This window comes from Anaerobacillus sp. CMMVII (genome assembly GCF_025377685.1).
Lineage (GTDB): Bacteria > Bacillota > Bacilli > Bacillales > Anaerobacillaceae > Anaerobacillus.
Genome location: NZ_JACEHK010000001.1, coordinates 169,831 through 188,075, shown reverse-complemented (window position 1 = coordinate 188,075; position 18,245 = coordinate 169,831). Strand labels below are relative to the sequence as shown.

Annotated in this window: 31 protein-coding genes and 1 pseudogene; 2 read left to right on the top strand and 30 right to left on the bottom strand. The window is 37.3% G+C overall.

Annotated elements, in window-relative coordinates; translation table 11 throughout:
• Window positions 1-18: 18 nt before the first annotated feature.
• The 3 genes from H1D32_RS01000 to H1D32_RS00990 form a co-directional block, all read right to left on the bottom strand.
• Window positions 19-771: a conserved phage C-terminal domain-containing protein gene (locus H1D32_RS01000; protein WP_261176343.1), complete on the bottom strand. Its 753-nt coding sequence runs from the start codon at window positions 769-771 to the stop codon at window positions 19-21.
• Window positions 772-884: 113 nt separating this feature from the next.
• Window positions 885-1,172: a helix-turn-helix domain-containing protein gene (locus tag H1D32_RS00995; RefSeq protein WP_261176342.1), complete on the bottom strand. Its 288-nt coding sequence runs from the start codon at window positions 1,170-1,172 to the stop codon at window positions 885-887.
• An 18-nt stretch (window positions 1,173-1,190) separates the two neighbouring features.
• Window positions 1,191-1,442 (bottom strand): helix-turn-helix transcriptional regulator, encoded by a 252-nt coding sequence (locus tag H1D32_RS00990; protein ID WP_261176341.1) that lies wholly within the window; start codon window positions 1,440-1,442, stop codon window positions 1,191-1,193.
• A 150-nt stretch (window positions 1,443-1,592) separates the two neighbouring features.
• Here H1D32_RS00990 and H1D32_RS00985 point away from each other — a divergent pair, with 150 nt between their 5' ends.
• Both H1D32_RS00985 and H1D32_RS00980 read left to right on the top strand, forming a co-directional pair.
• Entirely contained in the window at window positions 1,593-1,868 is a 276-nt protein-coding gene (locus H1D32_RS00985; RefSeq protein WP_261176340.1) for a helix-turn-helix domain-containing protein, read from the top strand.
• 292 nt (window positions 1,869-2,160) lie between these two features.
• Window positions 2,161-3,312, top strand: a complete 1,152-nt coding sequence (locus H1D32_RS00980) for a site-specific integrase (RefSeq protein ID WP_261176339.1) — start codon at window positions 2,161-2,163, stop codon at window positions 3,310-3,312.
• A 117-nt stretch (window positions 3,313-3,429) separates the two neighbouring features.
• On the opposite strand, the pseudogene rpsI reads toward H1D32_RS00980, so the two are convergent.
• The 27 genes and pseudogenes from rpsI to rpsQ all read right to left on the bottom strand — a co-directional run bounded on the left by rpsI (window position 3,430) and on the right by rpsQ (window position 18,233).
• Window positions 3,430-3,821, bottom strand: a pseudogene (rpsI, locus tag H1D32_RS00975) (30S ribosomal protein S9).
• Between the two features lie 19 nt (window positions 3,822-3,840).
• Complete coding sequence (gene rplM, locus H1D32_RS00970; RefSeq protein ID WP_261176338.1) at window positions 3,841-4,278, bottom strand: 50S ribosomal protein L13; 438 nt, start codon at window positions 4,276-4,278, stop codon at window positions 3,841-3,843.
• A gap of 208 nt (window positions 4,279-4,486) precedes the next feature.
• Complete coding sequence (gene truA, locus H1D32_RS00965; RefSeq protein ID WP_261176337.1) at window positions 4,487-5,227, bottom strand: tRNA pseudouridine(38-40) synthase TruA; 741 nt, start codon at window positions 5,225-5,227, stop codon at window positions 4,487-4,489.
• A gap of 20 nt (window positions 5,228-5,247) precedes the next feature.
• Window positions 5,248-6,045, bottom strand: a complete 798-nt coding sequence (locus tag H1D32_RS00960) for an energy-coupling factor transporter transmembrane component T family protein (RefSeq protein ID WP_261176336.1) — start codon at window positions 6,043-6,045, stop codon at window positions 5,248-5,250.
• A gap of 2 nt (window positions 6,046-6,047) precedes the next feature.
• Window positions 6,048-6,911: an energy-coupling factor ABC transporter ATP-binding protein gene (locus H1D32_RS00955; protein WP_396126124.1), complete on the bottom strand. Its 864-nt coding sequence runs from the start codon at window positions 6,909-6,911 to the stop codon at window positions 6,048-6,050.
• On the bottom strand, window positions 6,887-7,735 hold the full coding sequence (locus tag H1D32_RS00950) for an energy-coupling factor ABC transporter ATP-binding protein (RefSeq protein WP_396126123.1): 849 nt from the start codon (window positions 7,733-7,735) through the stop codon (window positions 6,887-6,889). Before H1D32_RS00950 ends, H1D32_RS00955 begins: the two co-directional genes overlap by 25 nt.
• 208 nt (window positions 7,736-7,943) lie before the next feature.
• Window positions 7,944-8,306 carry a 50S ribosomal protein L17 gene (gene rplQ / locus H1D32_RS00945; RefSeq protein WP_071311403.1) on the bottom strand — a complete coding sequence of 121 codons (363 nt, stop codon included), beginning with the start codon at window positions 8,304-8,306 and terminating at the stop codon, window positions 7,944-7,946.
• 127 nt (window positions 8,307-8,433) lie between these two features.
• On the bottom strand, window positions 8,434-9,378 hold the full coding sequence (locus H1D32_RS00940) for a DNA-directed RNA polymerase subunit alpha (RefSeq protein WP_261176335.1): 945 nt from the start codon (window positions 9,376-9,378) through the stop codon (window positions 8,434-8,436).
• 203 nt (window positions 9,379-9,581) lie between these two features.
• Window positions 9,582-9,974, bottom strand: coding sequence for a 30S ribosomal protein S11 (gene rpsK / locus H1D32_RS00935; protein ID WP_261176334.1), 393 nt, complete (start codon window positions 9,972-9,974; stop codon window positions 9,582-9,584).
• A gap of 15 nt (window positions 9,975-9,989) precedes the next feature.
• Window positions 9,990-10,355, bottom strand: a complete 366-nt coding sequence (gene rpsM, locus H1D32_RS00930) for a 30S ribosomal protein S13 (protein ID WP_261176333.1) — start codon at window positions 10,353-10,355, stop codon at window positions 9,990-9,992.
• A 22-nt stretch (window positions 10,356-10,377) separates the two neighbouring features.
• Window positions 10,378-10,491 (bottom strand): 50S ribosomal protein L36, encoded by a 114-nt coding sequence (rpmJ, locus tag H1D32_RS00925; protein WP_003322638.1) that lies wholly within the window; start codon window positions 10,489-10,491, stop codon window positions 10,378-10,380.
• 38 nt (window positions 10,492-10,529) lie between these two features.
• Window positions 10,530-10,748: a translation initiation factor IF-1 gene (gene infA, locus H1D32_RS00920; protein ID WP_071307888.1), complete on the bottom strand. Its 219-nt coding sequence runs from the start codon at window positions 10,746-10,748 to the stop codon at window positions 10,530-10,532.
• 4 nt (window positions 10,749-10,752) lie between these two features.
• Window positions 10,753-11,058: a KOW domain-containing RNA-binding protein gene (locus H1D32_RS00915; protein ID WP_261176332.1), complete on the bottom strand. Its 306-nt coding sequence runs from the start codon at window positions 11,056-11,058 to the stop codon at window positions 10,753-10,755.
• 16 nt (window positions 11,059-11,074) lie between these two features.
• On the bottom strand, window positions 11,075-11,821 hold the full coding sequence (map, locus tag H1D32_RS00910) for a type I methionyl aminopeptidase (protein ID WP_261176331.1): 747 nt from the start codon (window positions 11,819-11,821) through the stop codon (window positions 11,075-11,077).
• On the bottom strand, window positions 11,818-12,471 hold the full coding sequence (locus H1D32_RS00905; RefSeq protein WP_261176330.1) for an adenylate kinase: 654 nt from the start codon (window positions 12,469-12,471) through the stop codon (window positions 11,818-11,820). The genes map and H1D32_RS00905 overlap by 4 nt, the downstream gene beginning before the upstream one ends.
• A 63-nt stretch (window positions 12,472-12,534) precedes the next feature.
• Entirely contained in the window at window positions 12,535-13,827 is a 1,293-nt protein-coding gene (gene secY / locus H1D32_RS00900) for a preprotein translocase subunit SecY (protein WP_261176329.1), read from the bottom strand.
• Window positions 13,827-14,267, bottom strand: coding sequence for a 50S ribosomal protein L15 (gene rplO, locus H1D32_RS00895; RefSeq protein ID WP_261176328.1), 441 nt, complete (start codon window positions 14,265-14,267; stop codon window positions 13,827-13,829). The genes secY and rplO overlap by 1 nt, the downstream gene beginning before the upstream one ends.
• Before the next feature lie 24 nt (window positions 14,268-14,291).
• On the bottom strand, window positions 14,292-14,480 hold the full coding sequence (rpmD, locus tag H1D32_RS00890; RefSeq protein WP_012957154.1) for a 50S ribosomal protein L30: 189 nt from the start codon (window positions 14,478-14,480) through the stop codon (window positions 14,292-14,294).
• A 13-nt stretch (window positions 14,481-14,493) separates the two neighbouring features.
• Complete coding sequence (gene rpsE, locus H1D32_RS00885; protein WP_261176896.1) at window positions 14,494-14,994, bottom strand: 30S ribosomal protein S5; 501 nt, start codon at window positions 14,992-14,994, stop codon at window positions 14,494-14,496.
• A 17-nt stretch (window positions 14,995-15,011) separates the two neighbouring features.
• Complete coding sequence (gene rplR / locus H1D32_RS00880; RefSeq protein ID WP_261176326.1) at window positions 15,012-15,374, bottom strand: 50S ribosomal protein L18; 363 nt, start codon at window positions 15,372-15,374, stop codon at window positions 15,012-15,014.
• 31 nt (window positions 15,375-15,405) lie between these two features.
• Window positions 15,406-15,945 carry a 50S ribosomal protein L6 gene (rplF, locus tag H1D32_RS00875; RefSeq protein ID WP_261176325.1) on the bottom strand — a complete coding sequence of 180 codons (540 nt, stop codon included), beginning with the start codon at window positions 15,943-15,945 and terminating at the stop codon, window positions 15,406-15,408.
• Between the two features lie 30 nt (window positions 15,946-15,975).
• Window positions 15,976-16,374: a 30S ribosomal protein S8 gene (gene rpsH, locus H1D32_RS00870; RefSeq protein WP_261176324.1), complete on the bottom strand. Its 399-nt coding sequence runs from the start codon at window positions 16,372-16,374 to the stop codon at window positions 15,976-15,978.
• A gap of 28 nt (window positions 16,375-16,402) precedes the next feature.
• Window positions 16,403-16,588, bottom strand: coding sequence for a type Z 30S ribosomal protein S14 (locus H1D32_RS00865; protein ID WP_071315282.1), 186 nt, complete (start codon window positions 16,586-16,588; stop codon window positions 16,403-16,405).
• A 31-nt stretch (window positions 16,589-16,619) separates the two neighbouring features.
• Window positions 16,620-17,159: a 50S ribosomal protein L5 gene (gene rplE, locus H1D32_RS00860; protein WP_261176323.1), complete on the bottom strand. Its 540-nt coding sequence runs from the start codon at window positions 17,157-17,159 to the stop codon at window positions 16,620-16,622.
• Between the two features lie 26 nt (window positions 17,160-17,185).
• The gene (gene rplX, locus H1D32_RS00855; RefSeq protein WP_261176895.1) at window positions 17,186-17,497 is read right to left on the bottom strand and encodes a 50S ribosomal protein L24; all 312 of its coding nucleotides are present in this window, start codon (window positions 17,495-17,497) and stop codon (window positions 17,186-17,188) included.
• Window positions 17,498-17,557: 60 nt separating this feature from the next.
• The gene (rplN, locus tag H1D32_RS00850; protein ID WP_071315280.1) at window positions 17,558-17,926 is read right to left on the bottom strand and encodes a 50S ribosomal protein L14; all 369 of its coding nucleotides are present in this window, start codon (window positions 17,924-17,926) and stop codon (window positions 17,558-17,560) included.
• A gap of 43 nt (window positions 17,927-17,969) precedes the next feature.
• Complete coding sequence (gene rpsQ / locus H1D32_RS00845; protein ID WP_261176322.1) at window positions 17,970-18,233, bottom strand: 30S ribosomal protein S17; 264 nt, start codon at window positions 18,231-18,233, stop codon at window positions 17,970-17,972.
• Window positions 18,234-18,245: the final 12 nt, after the last annotated feature.

Sequence of the window (18,245 nt, the reverse complement as noted above, 5' to 3'; positions counted from 1 at the left end):
ACAACTAAAAGACTTGCTTTACCAATTAAATTTCTTACGATATTGTAATTTGCTCTTTAAATCTTCATTACTATATCGATTTAAATACTCTTCAAATTTCTCACTAAACAGCGTTTTAGGTCTTAGATAAGACTTCATTTTTATATCATGTTTCCAATCTATAACCATTGAGTCGATTACTTTTTTAAAATCAGCTAATGTATTTCCTTCAATCCACCTTTGCTTTATAAGTTCTCTGGTTTCCAATATATTATGTTTATAATTCTTATCAGCAGCTTGGTTTAAGTAATCAATTATTTCTATATACGGTATTTCTTCATCATTTTTTTCATTATCTTCATTCATTTCATTATTATCATTCTTGATTGTGTCGGAACTTAGACTTTTTTCAGTTTCATTAAAGTCTAATTCTGGTTTAACTGTGGTATTTTTAATGGTTTCTATGTCCTGATAATAACAATAGTTACAAATAGTTATACTGGTCTTTTTGGTGTCTGATTTTTTTATAACCATACCATCTTTTTCTAGTAACTTTAAAAATGAACGAACCTTTGATTTTGACCATTTCCATTTATCCATTAATTTCACTTCAGATGTTATTACCTCGCCCCTCTTTACTTGTATTAGTTCATTACCTAATACAAATGTATGTTCTTTATGATTTGCCATAATAAGTAAATCTAGCCAAGCTTCAAATTTGGAAAATTTTCTACTTTCTTTATAAAGCCAATGAGCGTGTAATTTTCTATGAAGTTTAATCCACCCTTTCATTTTCTATTACCTTGATTTTAATTTTTAAATATTGTGCTATATTAATTGTAGGAAAGTTAAGTCTTTGTGGTCGCAATATGAAGTGAGCGACCACTTTTTTTATAATTATCATTCTATCCTCTACTTTCTAATTCTGAATTTCTTCGCAACCATTCCCTTATGTCTGATTTATTAAATCGTATAACTTGCCCCCTTTGATAAAATGGTATTTCTTTTTTAGCAACCATTGAACGAATTGTAGGTACACTTACTTTTAAATACCCAGCAACCTCACGCACAGTCATTATTTCTTCTTGTGATATTTCCCCCTGCATTTCCATTACCAATTCTTTAATAGTCTCTTTTAGTTCAGTTCTATTTGTTACTATAGTGTCTTTTGGTAACTCAAAGCTAAAATTCATTTTCTCACCCTCTCACCCTTACTTCTGCTTAATTAATGTTTTTCTAAAGTCATTAACGTCCTTACCCAGAGTTGCAGCAATTTGTTCAATAGTCGAAAAGCGAACTTTGACCTTACTTCCTCTTTCAATTTCACCTATGGTTTTTCTTGTCACCCCAGACTCGTCAGCTAATTTTGAAATTGACCAATCCATCTCTACCCTAGCTAACTTTATTTTTTTCCCGTCAATCTTGTAACTTTGCTCAAGTTTAATTTTTTTACTACATTCCATTTAATCACTCCTACAAAACACCAAAACGTGTAATTTATTATCTAATTCGTGTAATTACTATCTTATCATTACATAAATTGGAAAACAAGTTGACTTAGTTTCACAAACTGTGTAATATTGAGTAGTAAATACTCAGTAAGGGGGAAACACATGTACGGAACACGTATTAGAAACTTAAGAAAAGAAAAGAAGTTGACTTTAAAGCAACTTTCTAAAGAATTAGGTATTTCATTTACTGCTTTAGGTAATTACGAGCGAGAGGACAGACAACCAAACTTTGAAACCTTTGAAGCGATTGCAAACTATTTCGATGTAAGTATTGATTATCTAGTTGGTAGAAGAGACGTAAAAACGTTGATGAATACGTTTTTAATAACGACTTTGAAACCCTTCAGGAACTACTCTGTCAAAAATCACCTGAAGTAAGAAAAGTAGTAGTAGACATTTTCGACCAATTTTATTTAATAGTAAATAAGGATTTAAGCTCAGGTTGTGAAGACCTCAAGGAATTATCAAATATCTATGAAGTAGTTAACTTCATCTATCGACTTAAGAAGGGTTTAGAATGGAGTAAAACTGAAGAGGATTTTTTTATTATTGAAGACCCTTATGAATTTATGAAGCAGTATCTAAAAGAAAAACAACTATTGGATAAATATCTTAATGAATTAGTTGATATTTATTCAAATAGAAATTTCCGAAGAAACGAGGTGAAATAATGGCATCTTATCAAAAATATACAACCAAACAAGGTCAATTATGGCTATTTAAAATGGATACTGGTATAGACGCTACAACTGGAAAAAGACAAACAACAACACGTCGTGGATTTAAAACAAAAAAGGAAGCACAAGCAGTAGCAACGAAGCTTAAACAAGAATTAGAAAGTGGAATGTTAATAAACAATAATAATCTTACCTTTGAGGAAGTTTTTAAGCAGTGGTTTACAAATCATTGTCAAACAATAAAACCAAGTACAAAAAAAGCTTTACAGTCCAAATTTAAAAAGCATATACTACCACGTTTTGGCAAACTAAAAATAAAGGAAATTACAAATTTATATTGTCAAAAAATGATTAATGAAATAGCACAACAAATTAAATCAGTTAACGATATTAAAATTCAAGCAAATCAGGTTTTTAAATATGCTCTTAAAATGGAGCTCATAACTAAAAATCCATTAGCATATGTTAGCATACCAAGAAGCGCTAAAGAAATGCTTAGTGATGATAATGAAGATACTGCTCGTACCTATTGGAGAAAAGATGAAATAAAACAGTTTTTAAAAATTTGTAAACTAGAGCTCTTGTTACGTGACTACGCACTTTTTCACTTATTGATTTATACTGGAGCTCGAAAAGGAGAATTATTAGCTCTTACATGGAATGATATTGATTTTAAAAATGCTACTATTCGTTTTTCTAAAACGCTTACCCATATTGACGGTAACTTTATCACTCAAACATCAAAAACAAAGGTTTCCAAGCGTTTAATTAGCATAGATGATAAATCACTAACTCTACTCAAAAAGTTGCGTACAAGCCAGTTAGAAACGATTTTAGCTACTAAGTGTGCTTTTGATGATAATAACATGGTTTTTACTCGTGATGATGGTACTCCTATGCGATTAGCCTATCCAAATGAGAAGCTTGATATATTAATTAAGAAGTACACTCTCCACCGTATTACTATCCATGGATTGCGTCACACACACGCTTCCCTTTTGTTTGAAGCAGGAGCAGGTATAAAAGAAGTTCAGGAGCGTTTAGGACACTCTGATATTCAAATGACCATGAACATTTATACACATGTTACTGACACAGTAAAAGAACAAACTGCTGAAAAGTTTCAAAGGTATATTGAGTTATGATTGTGGTCATAAGTGGTCAAAAAATATTTTCGTGGTCAAAATGTGGTCAAAAGCACTTTTCCCCAACAAAAAAGACCCCCAAGCATAAATGCCTGAGAGCCTTGAAACGTATAAATATTAACGTTTTGAGAACTGAGGTGCACGACGTGCTGCTTTAAGACCGTATTTTTACGTTCTTTCATACGTGCATCACGAGTTAAGAATCCAGCGCGCTTTAATCCAGCACGGAATTCTGGATCTGCTCCTAAAAGAGCACGAGACACACCATGACGGATAGCGCCCGCTTGACCAGTGTAACCACCGCCACTAACGTTTACTAATACATCATATTTGCCTTCAGTTTCTGTTTCTACAAGTGGTTGCTTAACAATAAGCTTTAAAGTTTCTAATCCGAAATACTCGTCTAAGTCGCGACCGTTGATTACGATACGTCCGTCACCAGGAACTAAACGTACACGTGCAACAGAGTGCTTACGACGACCAGTACCATAATATTGTACTTGTGCCAAAGAAAACCCTCCTTATATATTAACCGCGAAGTTCGTAAACTTCTGGTTGTTGAGCTTGGTGTGGATGTTCACTACCAGCATATACATGTAATTTCATGCCTTGCTTACGACCTAAAGTGTTTTTAGGAAGCATTCCTTTTACCGCTAACTCGATCATTTGAGTTGGACGGTTTGTACGCATTTCAAGTGCAGTTCTTTGCTTTAATCCACCAGGGTGGTTAGAATGACGGTAGTAAATCTTGTCCGTTAACTTCTTACCAGTTAAATGAATTTTTTCAGCATTGATGATAATTACGTTATCTCCTGTATCCACGTGTGGAGTAAATGTTGGTTTATTTTTACCACGAAGGATAGAGGCTACTTCACTAGCTAAACGACCTAAAGTTTGACCTTCAGCGTCGATAACGTACCATTTACGATCAGTTTCGTTTGGCTTTGCCATATATGTTGTACGCATGCTTTTTTTCCCTCCTAAAGCTTTCACATTCAAAATTAAAATATTTTTTAAAACAACGTGTCTAAAGTAACATTCCGCAACCCGGGGCTAGTGGGTTTTAGAAATACCATAGATCATCTTATAATATTTAGAACACAATGTCAACAAAATGTTACACTAGGATACGTTGTTTTGACTTCTATTTTTTAAGATAGGGAATTTACACTGTTTATTGATAATTAACTTCCCATAAAAACAGTCCGTGACCAGGCGCGGTATGACCTGCGCGCTCTCGATCTTTACTTTTTAGTACTAGAGTCATATCTTCAGGTTGACGCCTTCCCCGGCCTACTTCAAGAATTGTACCGACCAGAATTCTGACCATATTTCGCAGAAAACCGTCTCCTACAAAGCGAAACTCAAGTTCGTCCTCTGTCTCAACGATCTCAATAGAATAGATCGTTCTTACTTTGTCTTCTTTATCTGTCTTTGCAGAACAAAATGACGTAAAATCATGCGTTCCTAAAATGAGTTTTGCAGCTTCTTCCATTTTATCTACCGATAATTGGTAAGGGTAAAAATAGCGATAGTTTCGTCTAAAGACATCCATCCGCCGCCCACGTTGAACAAAATAACGATATTCTTTACTGACAACATCAAAACGAGCATGAAAATGGTCATCGACCTCAGTAACTTCTATTACCGATATATCACTTGGTAATACCGTTTGGATCGCATTATACCAACGTTCAATTGGGATTTCCATCGGCGTGTCAAAATGAAAGATCTGCCCTTTTGCATGAACAAACGTGTCTGTTCTTCCAGAGGCAAATATTTTCACATAAGTACCCTTATGAAGTTTTTGTATTCCCTTTTCAATTTCTCCTTGAATTGTCCTTCCCTTAGGCTGAATTTGAAAGCCATTGAAGAAAGTACCATCATAAGCGATCTTACATTTAATTCTTTTCATTGAATACACAACCTCTAACATTATGACCTTAATATATACAGCATAAAACCTAAGGCTAAAATCAGGATAATAGCCAAGGTATCTTTAAACATCCATTGAAGCTCCCTTAATTTCGTTCTACCCTCACCACCCCGATATCCACGCGCTTCCATTGCCGTTGCTAAATCCTCAGCCCGGCGGAATGATTGCATAAATAATGGAACCAAGAGGGGAATTACTGCTTTTACTCGATTGGTAATTGTACCGCCTGAGAAGTCCACTCCTCTTGCCATTTGGGCCTTCATGATTTTTTCTGTTTCTTGAAGTAGTGTCGGGATAAATCGTAGCGAAATCGAAATCATTAATGCTAGCTCATGAACGGGAACATGTATCCTCCGCAGTGGACCAAAGATATTTTCTAAACCATCTGTCAGTTCAATCGGGGCTGTTGTTAACGTTAATAGTGTTGTCATCATAATCAACAATAATAATCGTAAAGCAATAAATAACCCCTGAATAATCCCACCTAGATAGATATCAAACCAGCCAATTGAAAAAAGTAGCTCCCCTTCTTTAGTCATTAGTCCATGAAGAATAAACATGAGAATAACCAACAAAAAAATAGGTTTCATTCCTCGATAAATGTACCTTGGGGAAACTTTAGAAATAATAATCGTAGCTACTACAGCGACAAAAAGAACTCCATAAGTAATCCAATTATTAGCTAAAAAAACAATAATTACAAAAAGGAAGGTAGCCGTCAACTTAGATCTGGCATCAAGTCTATGTATAACTGAATTACCTGCTATATACTGACCTATGATAATATTTTGAAACATTATTAGACCTCCCCATTAAGCAACTGGGTTATAGCCACTACAAGCTGTTCTTTGGTAAAGATATTAGCAGAAAGTTTTGTATTAAACTGCTCTTCTAACATTTGCACAAGTTGAACAGTCTCAGGAACATCTAATCCAATTTCATTTAGTTGTTGCCGTGATTTAAACACTTCCGCAGGAGTCCCTTGCATGAATACTTGTCCTTTGTCCATAACGATAACTAAATCAGCATACATCGCTGCAAACTCCATATTATGTGTGACTAGCACCGTGGTTACTTTCTCCTGCTTATGAAGACTTAGAAATAACTCCATCATTTGCTTTCTACCAATTGGATCTAAGCCAGCGGTAGGTTCGTCCAAAACAAGGACACGTGGCTTACTTGCCAAAACTCCAGCAATTGCCACTCGACGTTTTTGCCCTCCACTTAAATCAAAGGGGGATTTTTGCAAGACACTTTCGTCTAGATTTACTAAAGGTAGAACTTCCTTTACAAGCCGGAAAGCCTCTTCTTTCGAAACACCGAAGTTAATAGGACCGAACGCAATATCCTTTTCTACTGTTTCATCGAAGAGTTGATGTTCAGGATATTGAAATACCATCCCTACATTTTTGCGGAGTTGTTTTAACTCTTTATTCTTCTTATTCGCTTCAATTAAGAGCTGGCCTATTTGAACACTCCCTGAAGTTGGTTTTAATAACCCATTTAAATGCTGTACGATTGTCGACTTCCCTGAGCCTGTATGGCCTATTATCGCTACAAATTGTCCAGATTTAATATGAATATTAACGTTTGTTAACGCACGATGTTCAAATGGTGTTTTCGGCATATAGATATGCTCTAGGTTTGTGATTTTAATTTCCAAAGTTCATTCACCAAACCTTCCTTTGTTAAACATACCGATGCTAAAGTAATTCCTTGAGCAGCTAGTCTCGTTTGTATTTGCAAAGAAAAAGGTAACTCAAGACCAGCTTCAACTAATTTATTATTCTCCTGAAAAACCTCAAGAGGTGTACCTTGTGTAGATATTTCCCCTTTGTTCATAACAAAGATTTTATCGGAATGAATTGTTTCTTCTAAATCATGGGTAATGTTAATGATCGTTATCCCGTCATTTTTGTTTAATTGCCAAATCGTTTCAAGTACCTCTTGTCGCCCCATAGGGTCTAACATCGACGTAGCCTCATCTAGGATTAAAACAGTTGGACGCATGGCAATGATACCAGCAATCGCTACTCGCTGTTTTTGACCTCCTGAGAGGCGATGTGGTTCGTGATTTAAATAGTTCTCCATTTTCACCTTATGTATGGCCCAATCAATTCTTTCAAGCATCTCAGCGCGCTCAATACCTATATTTTCTAAACCAAAAGCAACATCATCACGAACGATTGTTGCTACCATTTGGTTATCAGGATTTTGAAACACCATCCCTACTTTTTTTCGCACTTCCCAAACTTGCTCCTCGGCTACTGTGTCCATCCCCTCAACCATAACAGTATTAGGGTTAGACGGGACTAATAGTCCGTTAAGGAATTTTGCTAACGTCGATTTCCCAGATCCATTATGACCAACGATCGACACCCATTCGCCTTTATTAATAGATAAAGAAATATTCTTTAAGATATTTTCTTGTTCATCTTCATCATATTTAAATGATAGATTTTTAATAGATATCAGTTCATTACTCAAATTTATCCACACCTACCAAGGACTTATTTCCATCTAAGAGTAGTATACATGATTTAGTTTTCAGTTTTGAGTGTTGAGTTTTGAGTTAGTGAAAGCGTTGCATCGAAGCTTTACTCAAAATAACTCTACACTCATAACTCAAAACTCAAACCTAATAAAAAAGGACTAGACTAAGAAATTAATCTTTGTCTTGCCCTTCATAGTTGTATTAAACTAACTCGATAATAACCATTGGTGCGCCGTCTCCACGACGTGGTCCAAGTTTTAAAATGCGAGTATATCCACCTTGTCTTTCTTCATAACGTGGAGCAATGTCAGCGAAAAGCTTTTGAATTGCGTCTTGACCTGATTCTTGATCAGCTACTTCACGACGAACGAAAGAAGCAACTTGACGTCTTGCATGAAGGTCGCCACGCTTTCCAAGTGTAATCATTTTTTCAACGATAGAACGAAGTTCCTTAGCCTTAGCTTCAGTAGTTTCAATTCTTTCGTTTATGATTAAATCCGTTGCTAAATCACGGAATAATGCCTTTCTAGCAGAGCTATCACGGCCTAATTTTGCGTATGCCATTAGAGATTCCCTCCTTTTTGTTTTGAAGTAAGAAGAGATATCGTTCTTTGGTTACTCTTCTATTCATGTTGAAATATCTATAAAATACAGGTTTTACCTGATTTATCTATCTATTAAGAAACTATGATTAATCTTCTTTACGAAGACCTAGTCCTAGCTCACCAAGCTTTTCTTGAACTTCTTCTAATGATTTACGTCCAAGGTTACGAACTTTCATCATATCTTCTTCAGTCTTGTGAGTTAATTCTTGTACAGTATTAATACCAGCACGCTTTAGGCAGTTATAAGAACGAACTGAAAGATCAAGTTCTTCAATAGTCATTTCTAAAACTTTTTCCTTCTGATCTTCTTCTTTTTCTACCATAATTTCAGCATTTTGCGCTTGGTCAGTAAGACCGACAAAAATATTTAAATGCTCTGTTAAGATTTTTGCACCAATAGAAACAGCTTCTTCTGGTCGAATGCTTCCATCTGTCCAGACATCAAGGGTTAGTTTGTCATAGTTTGTTACTTGCCCAACACGAGTATTTTCCACTTGATAGTTAACTCTAGATACAGGAGTGTAAATAGAATCAATTGGAATTACTCCAATAGGCAAGTCTTCTTTCTTGTTTCCATCAGCTGGAACATAGCCGCGTCCACGACGTGCAGTTAAACGCATGTGAAGATGTGCACCTTTTGATAGAGTTGCAATATGCAAATCAGGATTTAAGATGTCTACATCGCTATCATGTGTAATATCTGCCGCTGTAACTACGCCTTCTCCTTGAATATCAATTTCTAATGTTTTATCTTCATCAGAATAGATTTTAAGAGAAAGTTGTTTTAAATTTAGAATGATTGAAGTAACATCCTCTACGACACCTTCAATTGTGGAGAATTCATGTAAGACTCCATCAATTTGGACTGCTGTTACAGCTGCACCTGGTAATGATGATAGCAAAATACGACGTAAAGAGTTACCTAGAGTCGTTCCGTATCCACGTTCAAGTGGCTCAACAACAAATTTCCCATAGTTAGCATCGGCGCTGATTTCAACCGTTTCAATCTTTGGTTTTTCAATTTCTATCATTAGACAAACCCTCCTTCAAAACGTCGAAACTCCGGCCGACTAAGCATATTAGTCCAACCGGAATTCCCCATTAGGTAGTTCTGAGCCGTTCATACCTAATTGAGTCAATTTTTTGTAAGAATTATACTTTAATTAACTAAAAATAACTTCTTACACATTATTGACAATTCAAGGAAATCTATACAATAATTCGATTTCTTTTTTTACACGCGACGACGTTTTGGTGGACGGCAGCCATTATGTGGAACTGGAGTAACGTCACGGATCATGCTTACTTCAAGTCCTACTGCTTGTAATGAACGAATAGCTGCTTCACGACCAGCGCCTGGTCCTTTAACAGAAACTTCAAGTGTCTTCATGCCATGTTCCATTGCTGCTTTACCAGCAGATTCTGCTGCCATTTGAGCTGCGAACGGAGTTGACTTACGAGATCCTTTAAATCCTAATCCACCAGCACTAGCCCAAGAAATTGCGTTTCCTTGTGTGTCAGTGATTGTCACGATTGTATTGTTAAACGTTGAGCGGATGTGAGCAACACCAGCTTCAATATTTTTACGAGCGCGACGTTTAGGACGAGTTGTTTTACCTTTTGCCATGCTATGCTACCTCCTTTACTTCTTCTTGTTTGCTACAGTACGACGAGGTCCTTTACGTGTACGAGCATTGTTTTTCGAATTTTGTCCACGAACTGGTAAACCACGACGGTGACGAACACCACGATAGCAACCAATTTCGATTAAACGTTTGATGTTTAATGAGATTTCACGACGAAGGTCACCTTCTACTTTGTATCCATCAATTACATCACGGATCTTACCAAGTTCTTCTTCTGTTAGATCGCGTACACGAGTATCTTCTGAAACTCCAGCTTCAGCAAGGATTTGAGAAGCTCTAGTTCTACCGATACCGAATACGTATGTTAAAGACACAACCACTCGCTTATCACGAGGAATGTCTACACCAGCAATACGTGCCATTTAAACCTGCACCTCCTTATTGTTAACCTTGTTTTTGTTTATGCTTAGGGTTTTCGCAAATAACCATAACCGTACCTTTTCGACGGATTACTTTGCATTTTTCACAAATCGGTTTGACTGATGGTCTTACCTTCATGTTTTTTACCTCCCTAGTACTACGGAGTGCCTTCACGATTATTTAAAACGATACGTGATACGCCCACGTGTTAAGTCATACGGTGACAATTCAACAGTTACTTTGTCTCCTGGTAAAATGCGAATAAAGTGCATACGAATTTTACCTGAAACATGAGCTAATATTTTATGTCCATTTTCAAGCTCTACTCGGAACATGGCATTTGGTAGCGGCTCAATGACCGTACCTTCTACCTCGATTACATCTTCTTTGGCCATGAATTTACTCTCCTTCCATCAGGAAATTGTTATCGTTCATAAAAGTGGAAATTGCATGTCGCAACTTCGCATTGGTTACACGACCCGTTTGTTCAATACTATTTTTTACTTCTGGAGAAATAAAGTCAAATAATTCTAAGTGATTGACATTCTTTTTCTTTGATCGATCAACTTTTCGTTTATCACCATCAGCAATAAGGACGAAACGAGAATCTACAATATGAATAATACATGCTACACCACCAGCATCTCTGCCTTTTAAAATTCGTACAATTTGACCTATACGCGGTACCGAATCAGGATCCATCATAATTAATCACCATCACCTAGGCTTTCGTTAGAATTTCATACCCTGTCTCCACAATTGCAATAGTATGTTCGAAATGAGCACACATCTTTCCATCAGTAGTTACAACCGTCCAATTATCAGGAAGTGTCCGAACATAGCGTTTTCCTGCGTTTACCATCGGTTCGACTGCAAGTACCATTCCAGGCTTCAACCTTGGTCCTTTATTAGGAGGTCCAAAGTGTGGAATTTGTGGATCTTCATGTAAGTTTTGACCAATACCATGGCCAACATACTCACGAACTACAGAGAAGCCATATGATTCTACATATGTTTGTATTGCATGGGAGATATTTGATAACCGTTCACCTGGCTTTGCTTCTTCAAGTCCTTTATATAAGGACTGTTCAGTCACATCTAAAAGCTTCTGTGTTTCGTCAGAAATTTCACCCACTGCATATGTCCATGCAGAATCTCCATGATATCCATTATACTTGGCACCAATGTCAATACTAATGATATCACCGTTCTTTAATAGTCGATCTCCTGGAATTCCGTGAACCAACTCTTCATTGACTGAAGCACAAATACTTCCGGTAAATCCATTATAGCCTTTAAAAGATGGAATCGCATCATGTTGCCTGATAAACTTCTCAGCAATCGAATCTAATTCCTTTGTAGTAATGCCGGGTTTAATATATTTTTGTAACTCTTGATGGGTCAATGCAACAATCTTACCAGCAACACGCATAATGTCTAGTTCACGAGGCGTCTTACAGATAATCATTCATTAATCCCTTTCAAAAGTTGATCTATATCTTCAAAGACTTTTGAAATTTCTTGATTACCATTAACCTCTGCTAATAATCCCTTTTCAGAGTAAAAGTCAATTAATGGTTGTGCTTGTTGCAGATTTACTTCTAAACGATTAGCAACTGTTTCTGGTTTGTCATCGTCACGTTGGATAAGTTGACTACCGTCCTTATCACAAATCCCCTCAACTTTAGGAGGGTTAAACTTAACATGATAACTTGCACCAGAAGTAGGCGAAACCCAACGCCCAGTTAAACGTTCAAATAGTTCTTCTTTTGGAACTTCTACATAGATGACAGAGTCAATCTTACGTTCTAAAGAAGCTAACATTGTTTCCAATGCTTCTGCTTGAGCAACAGTTCTCGGAAATCCATCAAGTAAAAAGCCTTTATTACAATCTTCATTACTTAATCTCTCACGGACAATACCAATCGTTACTTCATCAGGAACAAGGTTACCAGCATCCATAAATGCTTTTGCTTGTTTACCTAGCTCAGTACCACCTTTAATTGCCGCTCGAAACATATCACCAGTAGAAATATGCGGGATCCCATATTTTTCTACGATTTTATCAGCTTGTGTGCCCTTACCAGCACCTGGTAGACCCATTAAAATAAGGTTCATTGTTTATCCCTCCATCGTCCATTTTACAACTTGGGCATGGGGAATTACTCCCCACTTCCCTACTTACTTAATAAATCCTTTATAGTGTCGCTTAATAAGGTGACTTTCAATTTGCTTCATCGTATCCAATGCTACACCAACAACGATTAACAACCCAGTTCCGCCAATTTGCACAGCTGATGGTAAGTTAAGTCCTGTTGTAAATAGGGCTGGAATAATCGAAATAACAGCTAAGAAAATCGCACCAACAAAAGTTAAACGATATAAAATTCTAGTTAAGTAAACTTGTGTTGTTTTACCGGGACGAATGCCAGGAACATATCCACCTTGTTTTTTAAGGTTTTCTGCCATTTGTTCTGGATTAACTTGAATAAACGTATAGAAATACGTAAACCCAATGATTAAAGCTGCATAGACAAGCATCCCAATTGGGTTAGAAAAGTCAAAGTAACGTGTGATCCAGCCAGCTACCGCATTATTGTCACCTATAAATCCAGCAATTGTTGGTGGAAATATGAACAGTGACATTGCAAAGATAACAGGAATTACCCCCGCAGCGTTAACTTTTAACGGTAAATGGGTTGAACCGCCACCTTGAGGTTTTCCAGCCACTAATCTTTTTGCATATTGAACTGGAATTTTTCTTAGTGCTTGTTGCACGAAGATAACACCAACAACGATTGCTAAAAGAATTAGTAACAATAAAATAACTACTATTAAATTTATAAATAATTGGTCGCCAGCATTCTCAAGTCTTGTAGCATACACTTGGTTTGCCGCGTTAGGGATTCCAGCTGCAATACCACCAAAGATTAAGATGGAAATACCATTTCCAACACCTTTTGCAGTAATTTGCTCACCCAACCACATTAAAAAGGCTGTACCTGCAGTTAATACTAATGCGATAAAAATGTATTTTCCTACACTAGGATTAGGAATTAACCCTGGAACTAGTCGATTAAAACCAATCGACATTCCAATCGCTTGTATAAAACCTAGTACGATTGTTCCATAGCGGGTAAACTGAGCTAATTTACGTCTTCCCGCTTCTCCTTGTTTTGCCCATTCTGCAAACTTTGGCACTACATCCATTTGCAATAATTGCACGATGATTGATGCAGTGATGTAAGGCATAATTCCCATTGCGAAAATCGAAAAGTTCTCAAGGGCACCTCCACCAAAGGTATTTAAGAAACCAAAAGCATTCATTGAATCTTGAAACTTAAGCACATCGGCATTAGCTCCAGGAACAGGAATAAATGCACCGATCCTAAAAACAATGAGCATTAGCAGGGTGAAAAAGACTTTACGTCGCAAATCACCCACACGCATAATATTGGAGATCGTCTGAAACATTAAATCACCTCAGTTTTTCCGCCAGCAGCTTCAATTGCTTCTACTGCAGAAGCAGAGAATTTGTTAGCCTTAACTGTAAGCTTTACTTCTAGCTTACCGTTACCGAGGATTTTAATTCCGTCCTTTGCATTACTTACAACGCCTGTTTCTAGTAGTAACTCAGGAGTTACTTCTGTACCTTCTTCGAAGCGATTTAACTGATCAAGGTTAAGGATCGCAAATTCTTTTCGAGTTGGGTTTGTAAATCCGCGTTTCGGAAGACGACGGTATAATGGGTTTTGACCACCCTCAAAACCTGGTCTTACTCCACCACCAGAACGTGAATTTTGACCTTTATGTCCACGTCCAGCAGTTTTTCCGTTACCAGAACCGATACCACGTCCTACACGATTACGTTCTTTACGAGAACCTTCAGCAGGTTTAAGTTCGTGAAGTTTCATGTTGACACCTCCTCAATCTAAAAATTAAGCTTCTATTTCTTTAACAGTTAGTAAGTGAGATACTTTGTTAACCATACCACGGATAGCAGCGTTATCTTCTTGTACTACTGTTTGATGCATTTTACGTAAACCTAAAGTGTTAACAGTCACACGTTGATCCTCAGGGCGACCAATTAAGCTTCTAGTGAGGGTAATTTCTAATTTCTTAGCCATTTACGTTCCCTCCTTATCCTAATAGTTCTTCTACGGATTTCCCGCGTAATTTTGCAACATCTTCAGCTCTTTTTAAGTTTTTAAGTCCAGTAATTGTCGCACGAACCATATTGATAGGGTTGTTTGAACCTAAAGACTTAGATAAGATGTCACCAACACCAGCAAGTTCTAGTACCGCACGAACTGGTCCACCAGCGATAACTCCTGTACCTTCACTTGCAGGCTTTAATAATACATTACCAGCTCCGAAGTGACCGATAATTTGATGTGGAATTGTAGTTCCAACGATCGGCACCGTTACTAGGTTTTTCTTTGCGTCTTCAATTGCCTTACGAATTGCTTCTGGTACTTCTTGAGCTTTACCCATACCCATACCAACGTGACCATTTTTATCTCCAACAACAACCAATGCAGCAAAGCGGAAACGACGTCCACCTTTAACAACTTTTGCTACACGGTTGACCGCTACTACTTTTTCTTCTAGTTCCAAAGTATTTGGGTCAATGCGCATTATTTTCCCTCCTTTGTTATTTAGAATTGCAATCCAGCTGCTCTGGCTGCGTCTGCTAATTCTTTAACACGTCCATGGTATAAGTATCCACCACGGTCAAATACAATTGTTTCATAACCTTTTTCTATAGCACGTTTAGCTACAAGCTCTCCAACCTTTTGAGCTGCTTCAATCGTCCCGCCGTTTTCAAGATTAAGTTCTTTGTCTAAGCTGTTAGCACTTGCAACAGTTACACCTGCAACATCATCAATAAGTTGTGCATAGATGTGCTTAGAAGAACGGAATACATTTAAACGAGGACGAGCTGCAGTTCCAGTGATCGTACGACGAACGTGAGCATGTCTCTTCTTACGTGCCAGATTTTTACTTGGCTTCGTAATCATTGAACGTCAGTCCTTTCCGTTATCTTATTGCTTACTTCTTACCAGTTTTTCCTTCTTTACGACGAACGAATTCACCTTCATAACGAATTCCTTTACCTTTGTAAGGCTCAGGAGCACGTACAGCACGGATATTAGATGCTAAAGCACCAACACGCTCTTTATCAATACCTTTTACAGTGATCTTTGTATTAGCAGGCACTTCTACTTCAACACCAGCTTCAGGCTCGATTTCAACTGGGTGAGAATACCCAACGTTAAGAACAAGCTTCGTTCCTTGTTTAGAAGCACGGTAACCAACACCGATTAATTCTAATTTCTTTTCATAGCCATTCGTTACACCTTCAACCATGTTGCTGATGATACTACGAGTAGTACCGTGTAACGAACGGTGTAATTTATTATCAGAAGGACGCTCTACTGTAAGAGTATTTTCTTCTACTTTTACAATCATGTCAGGGTGTAACTCACGAGTAAGTTCACCTTTAGGTCCTTTTACAGTAATGTTTGTATTGTCTAATGTTACTGTTACACCAGATGGAATTTGAACTGGTTTATTACCAATACGAGACATCCGATACACCTCCGTTTCATTTCAATATTCTTACCAAACGTAAGCTAAGATTTCTCCGCCGATTTGTTGTTGACGTGCTTCTTTATCAGTAAGAATTCCGTTAGAAGTAGATACGATCGCAATTCCTAAACCACCAAGAACACGAGGTACTTCAGTAGCTTTAGCATATACACGTAAGCCTGGCTTACTAATACGCTTAAGTCCTGAAATGACACGCTCATTGTTCCCGCCGTATTTTAAGAAAATGCGGATGATACCTTGTTTGCTATCTTCAATATATTCAACATCGCGAACGAAACCTTCACGCTTAAGGATTTCTGCGACTTCTTTTTTTAACTTTGATGCAGGTAGCTCAAGTTTTTCGTGGCGAACAGTGTTCGCATTACGAATTCTAGTAAGCATATCTGCAATAGGATCTGTCATGACCATCTGTTTTACCTCCTTCCGTACTTGGAAATTACCAGCTTGCTTTTTTAACGCCAGGGATTTGTCCTTTATGTGCTAACTCACGGAAGCAAATCCGACATAATTTAAATTTACGAATGACTGAGTGAGGACGACCACAACGTTCGCAACGAGTATACTCTTGCACTTTGAACTTTTGAGGGCGCTTCTGCTTTGCAATCATAGACTTTTTCGCCAAAGTTTTCACTCCTTCTTCAAATATTTACCGACTATTTTTGAAATGGCATACCCATTAATGTTAATAATTCACGAGCTTCTTCGTCAGTATTAGCAGTAGTTACTACTACGATATCCATACCACGAACTTTATCTACTTTATCATAATCAACTTCTGGGAAGATTAATTGCTCTTTAACACCTAATGTATAGTTTCCACGGCCGTCAAATGCCTTTTTAGAAATTCCACGGAAGTCACGTACACGTGGAAGTGAAACTGAAATTAATTTGTCTAAGAACTCATACATGCGCTCGCCACGAAGAGTAACCTTCGCACCGATTGGCATACCTTCACGAAGCTTAAATCCTGCGATAGATTTTTTAGCTTTTGTGATAAGTGGCTTTTGACCTGTAATTTGAGTTAATTCTTCAACAGCTTTATCTAGAGCCTTTGCGTTAGAAACAGCGTCTCCAACACCCATGTTTACAACGATCTTTTCTACCTTCGGTACAGCCATTACTGAACTGTAGTTAAATTTCTCAACTAGAGAAGGAACGATCTCGTTTTGGTACTTCTCTTTTAAACGATTCATGTGATTGACCTCCTTTCAGGACCTGACTACTTATCTAAAACTTCGCCAGATTTTTTTGCAATACGTACTTTTTTACCGTTCTCTACTTTATATCCTACACGTGTAGGTTCACCTGTTTTTGGATCAAGTGGCATAACGTTAGATGAAGCAATCGGCGCTTCCATATTGATGATACCGCCTTGTGGGTTCGCTTGAGATGGTTTCGCATGTTTCTTAACCATGTTAATTCCTTCTACAAGAACACGACCTTTAGTTGGGTACGCTTCTAAAATAACGCCTTGTTTTCCTTTATCTTTACCAGAGATCACTTTTACAGTGTCACCTTTTTTAACATGCATTTTAGGTGTTGACATAATCGCACCTCCTTAAAAGGCAATTTCTAATTAGTCCGTTCATGATTATAGAACTTCTGGAGCAAGGGAAACGATTTTCATGAATTGCTTTTCACGAAGCTCGCGGGCAACAGGTCCAAAAATACGAGTTCCACGAGGACTCTTATCTTCTTTAATAATAACTGCTGCATTTTCATCAAATTTGATATAAGAACCGTCATTACGACGAGCACCAGTCTTTGTACGAACGATTACAGCTTTAACAACGTCACCTTTCTTGACAACGCCGCCTGGTGTTGCTTGTTTCACCGAGCAAACAATTACATCACCAATGTTAGCTGTTTTGCGGCCTGAACCACCTAATACCTTAATACAAAGTACTTCACGTGCACCTGAGTTATCAGCAACTTTTAAACGAGTTTCTTGTTGAATCATACGATCTTACCTCCCTTCGGAAACAATACAAGATCTTTCACTATTAAATAATTACCGCTTCTTGAACGATTTCTACTAAACGGAAACGCTTATCTTTTGATAAAGGACGAGTTTCCATAATTTTAACGATATCACCGATCTTTGCAGTGTTATTTTCATCATGTGCTTTTAATTTCTTTGAATACTTAACACGTTTGCCGTACAACTTATCAGTTTTGTAAGTTTCTACTAATACCGTGATTGTTTTGTCCATTTTGTCAGAAACAACTCTACCAGTATATTCCTTACGTTGATTACGCTCAGTCATTGCGCAAACCTC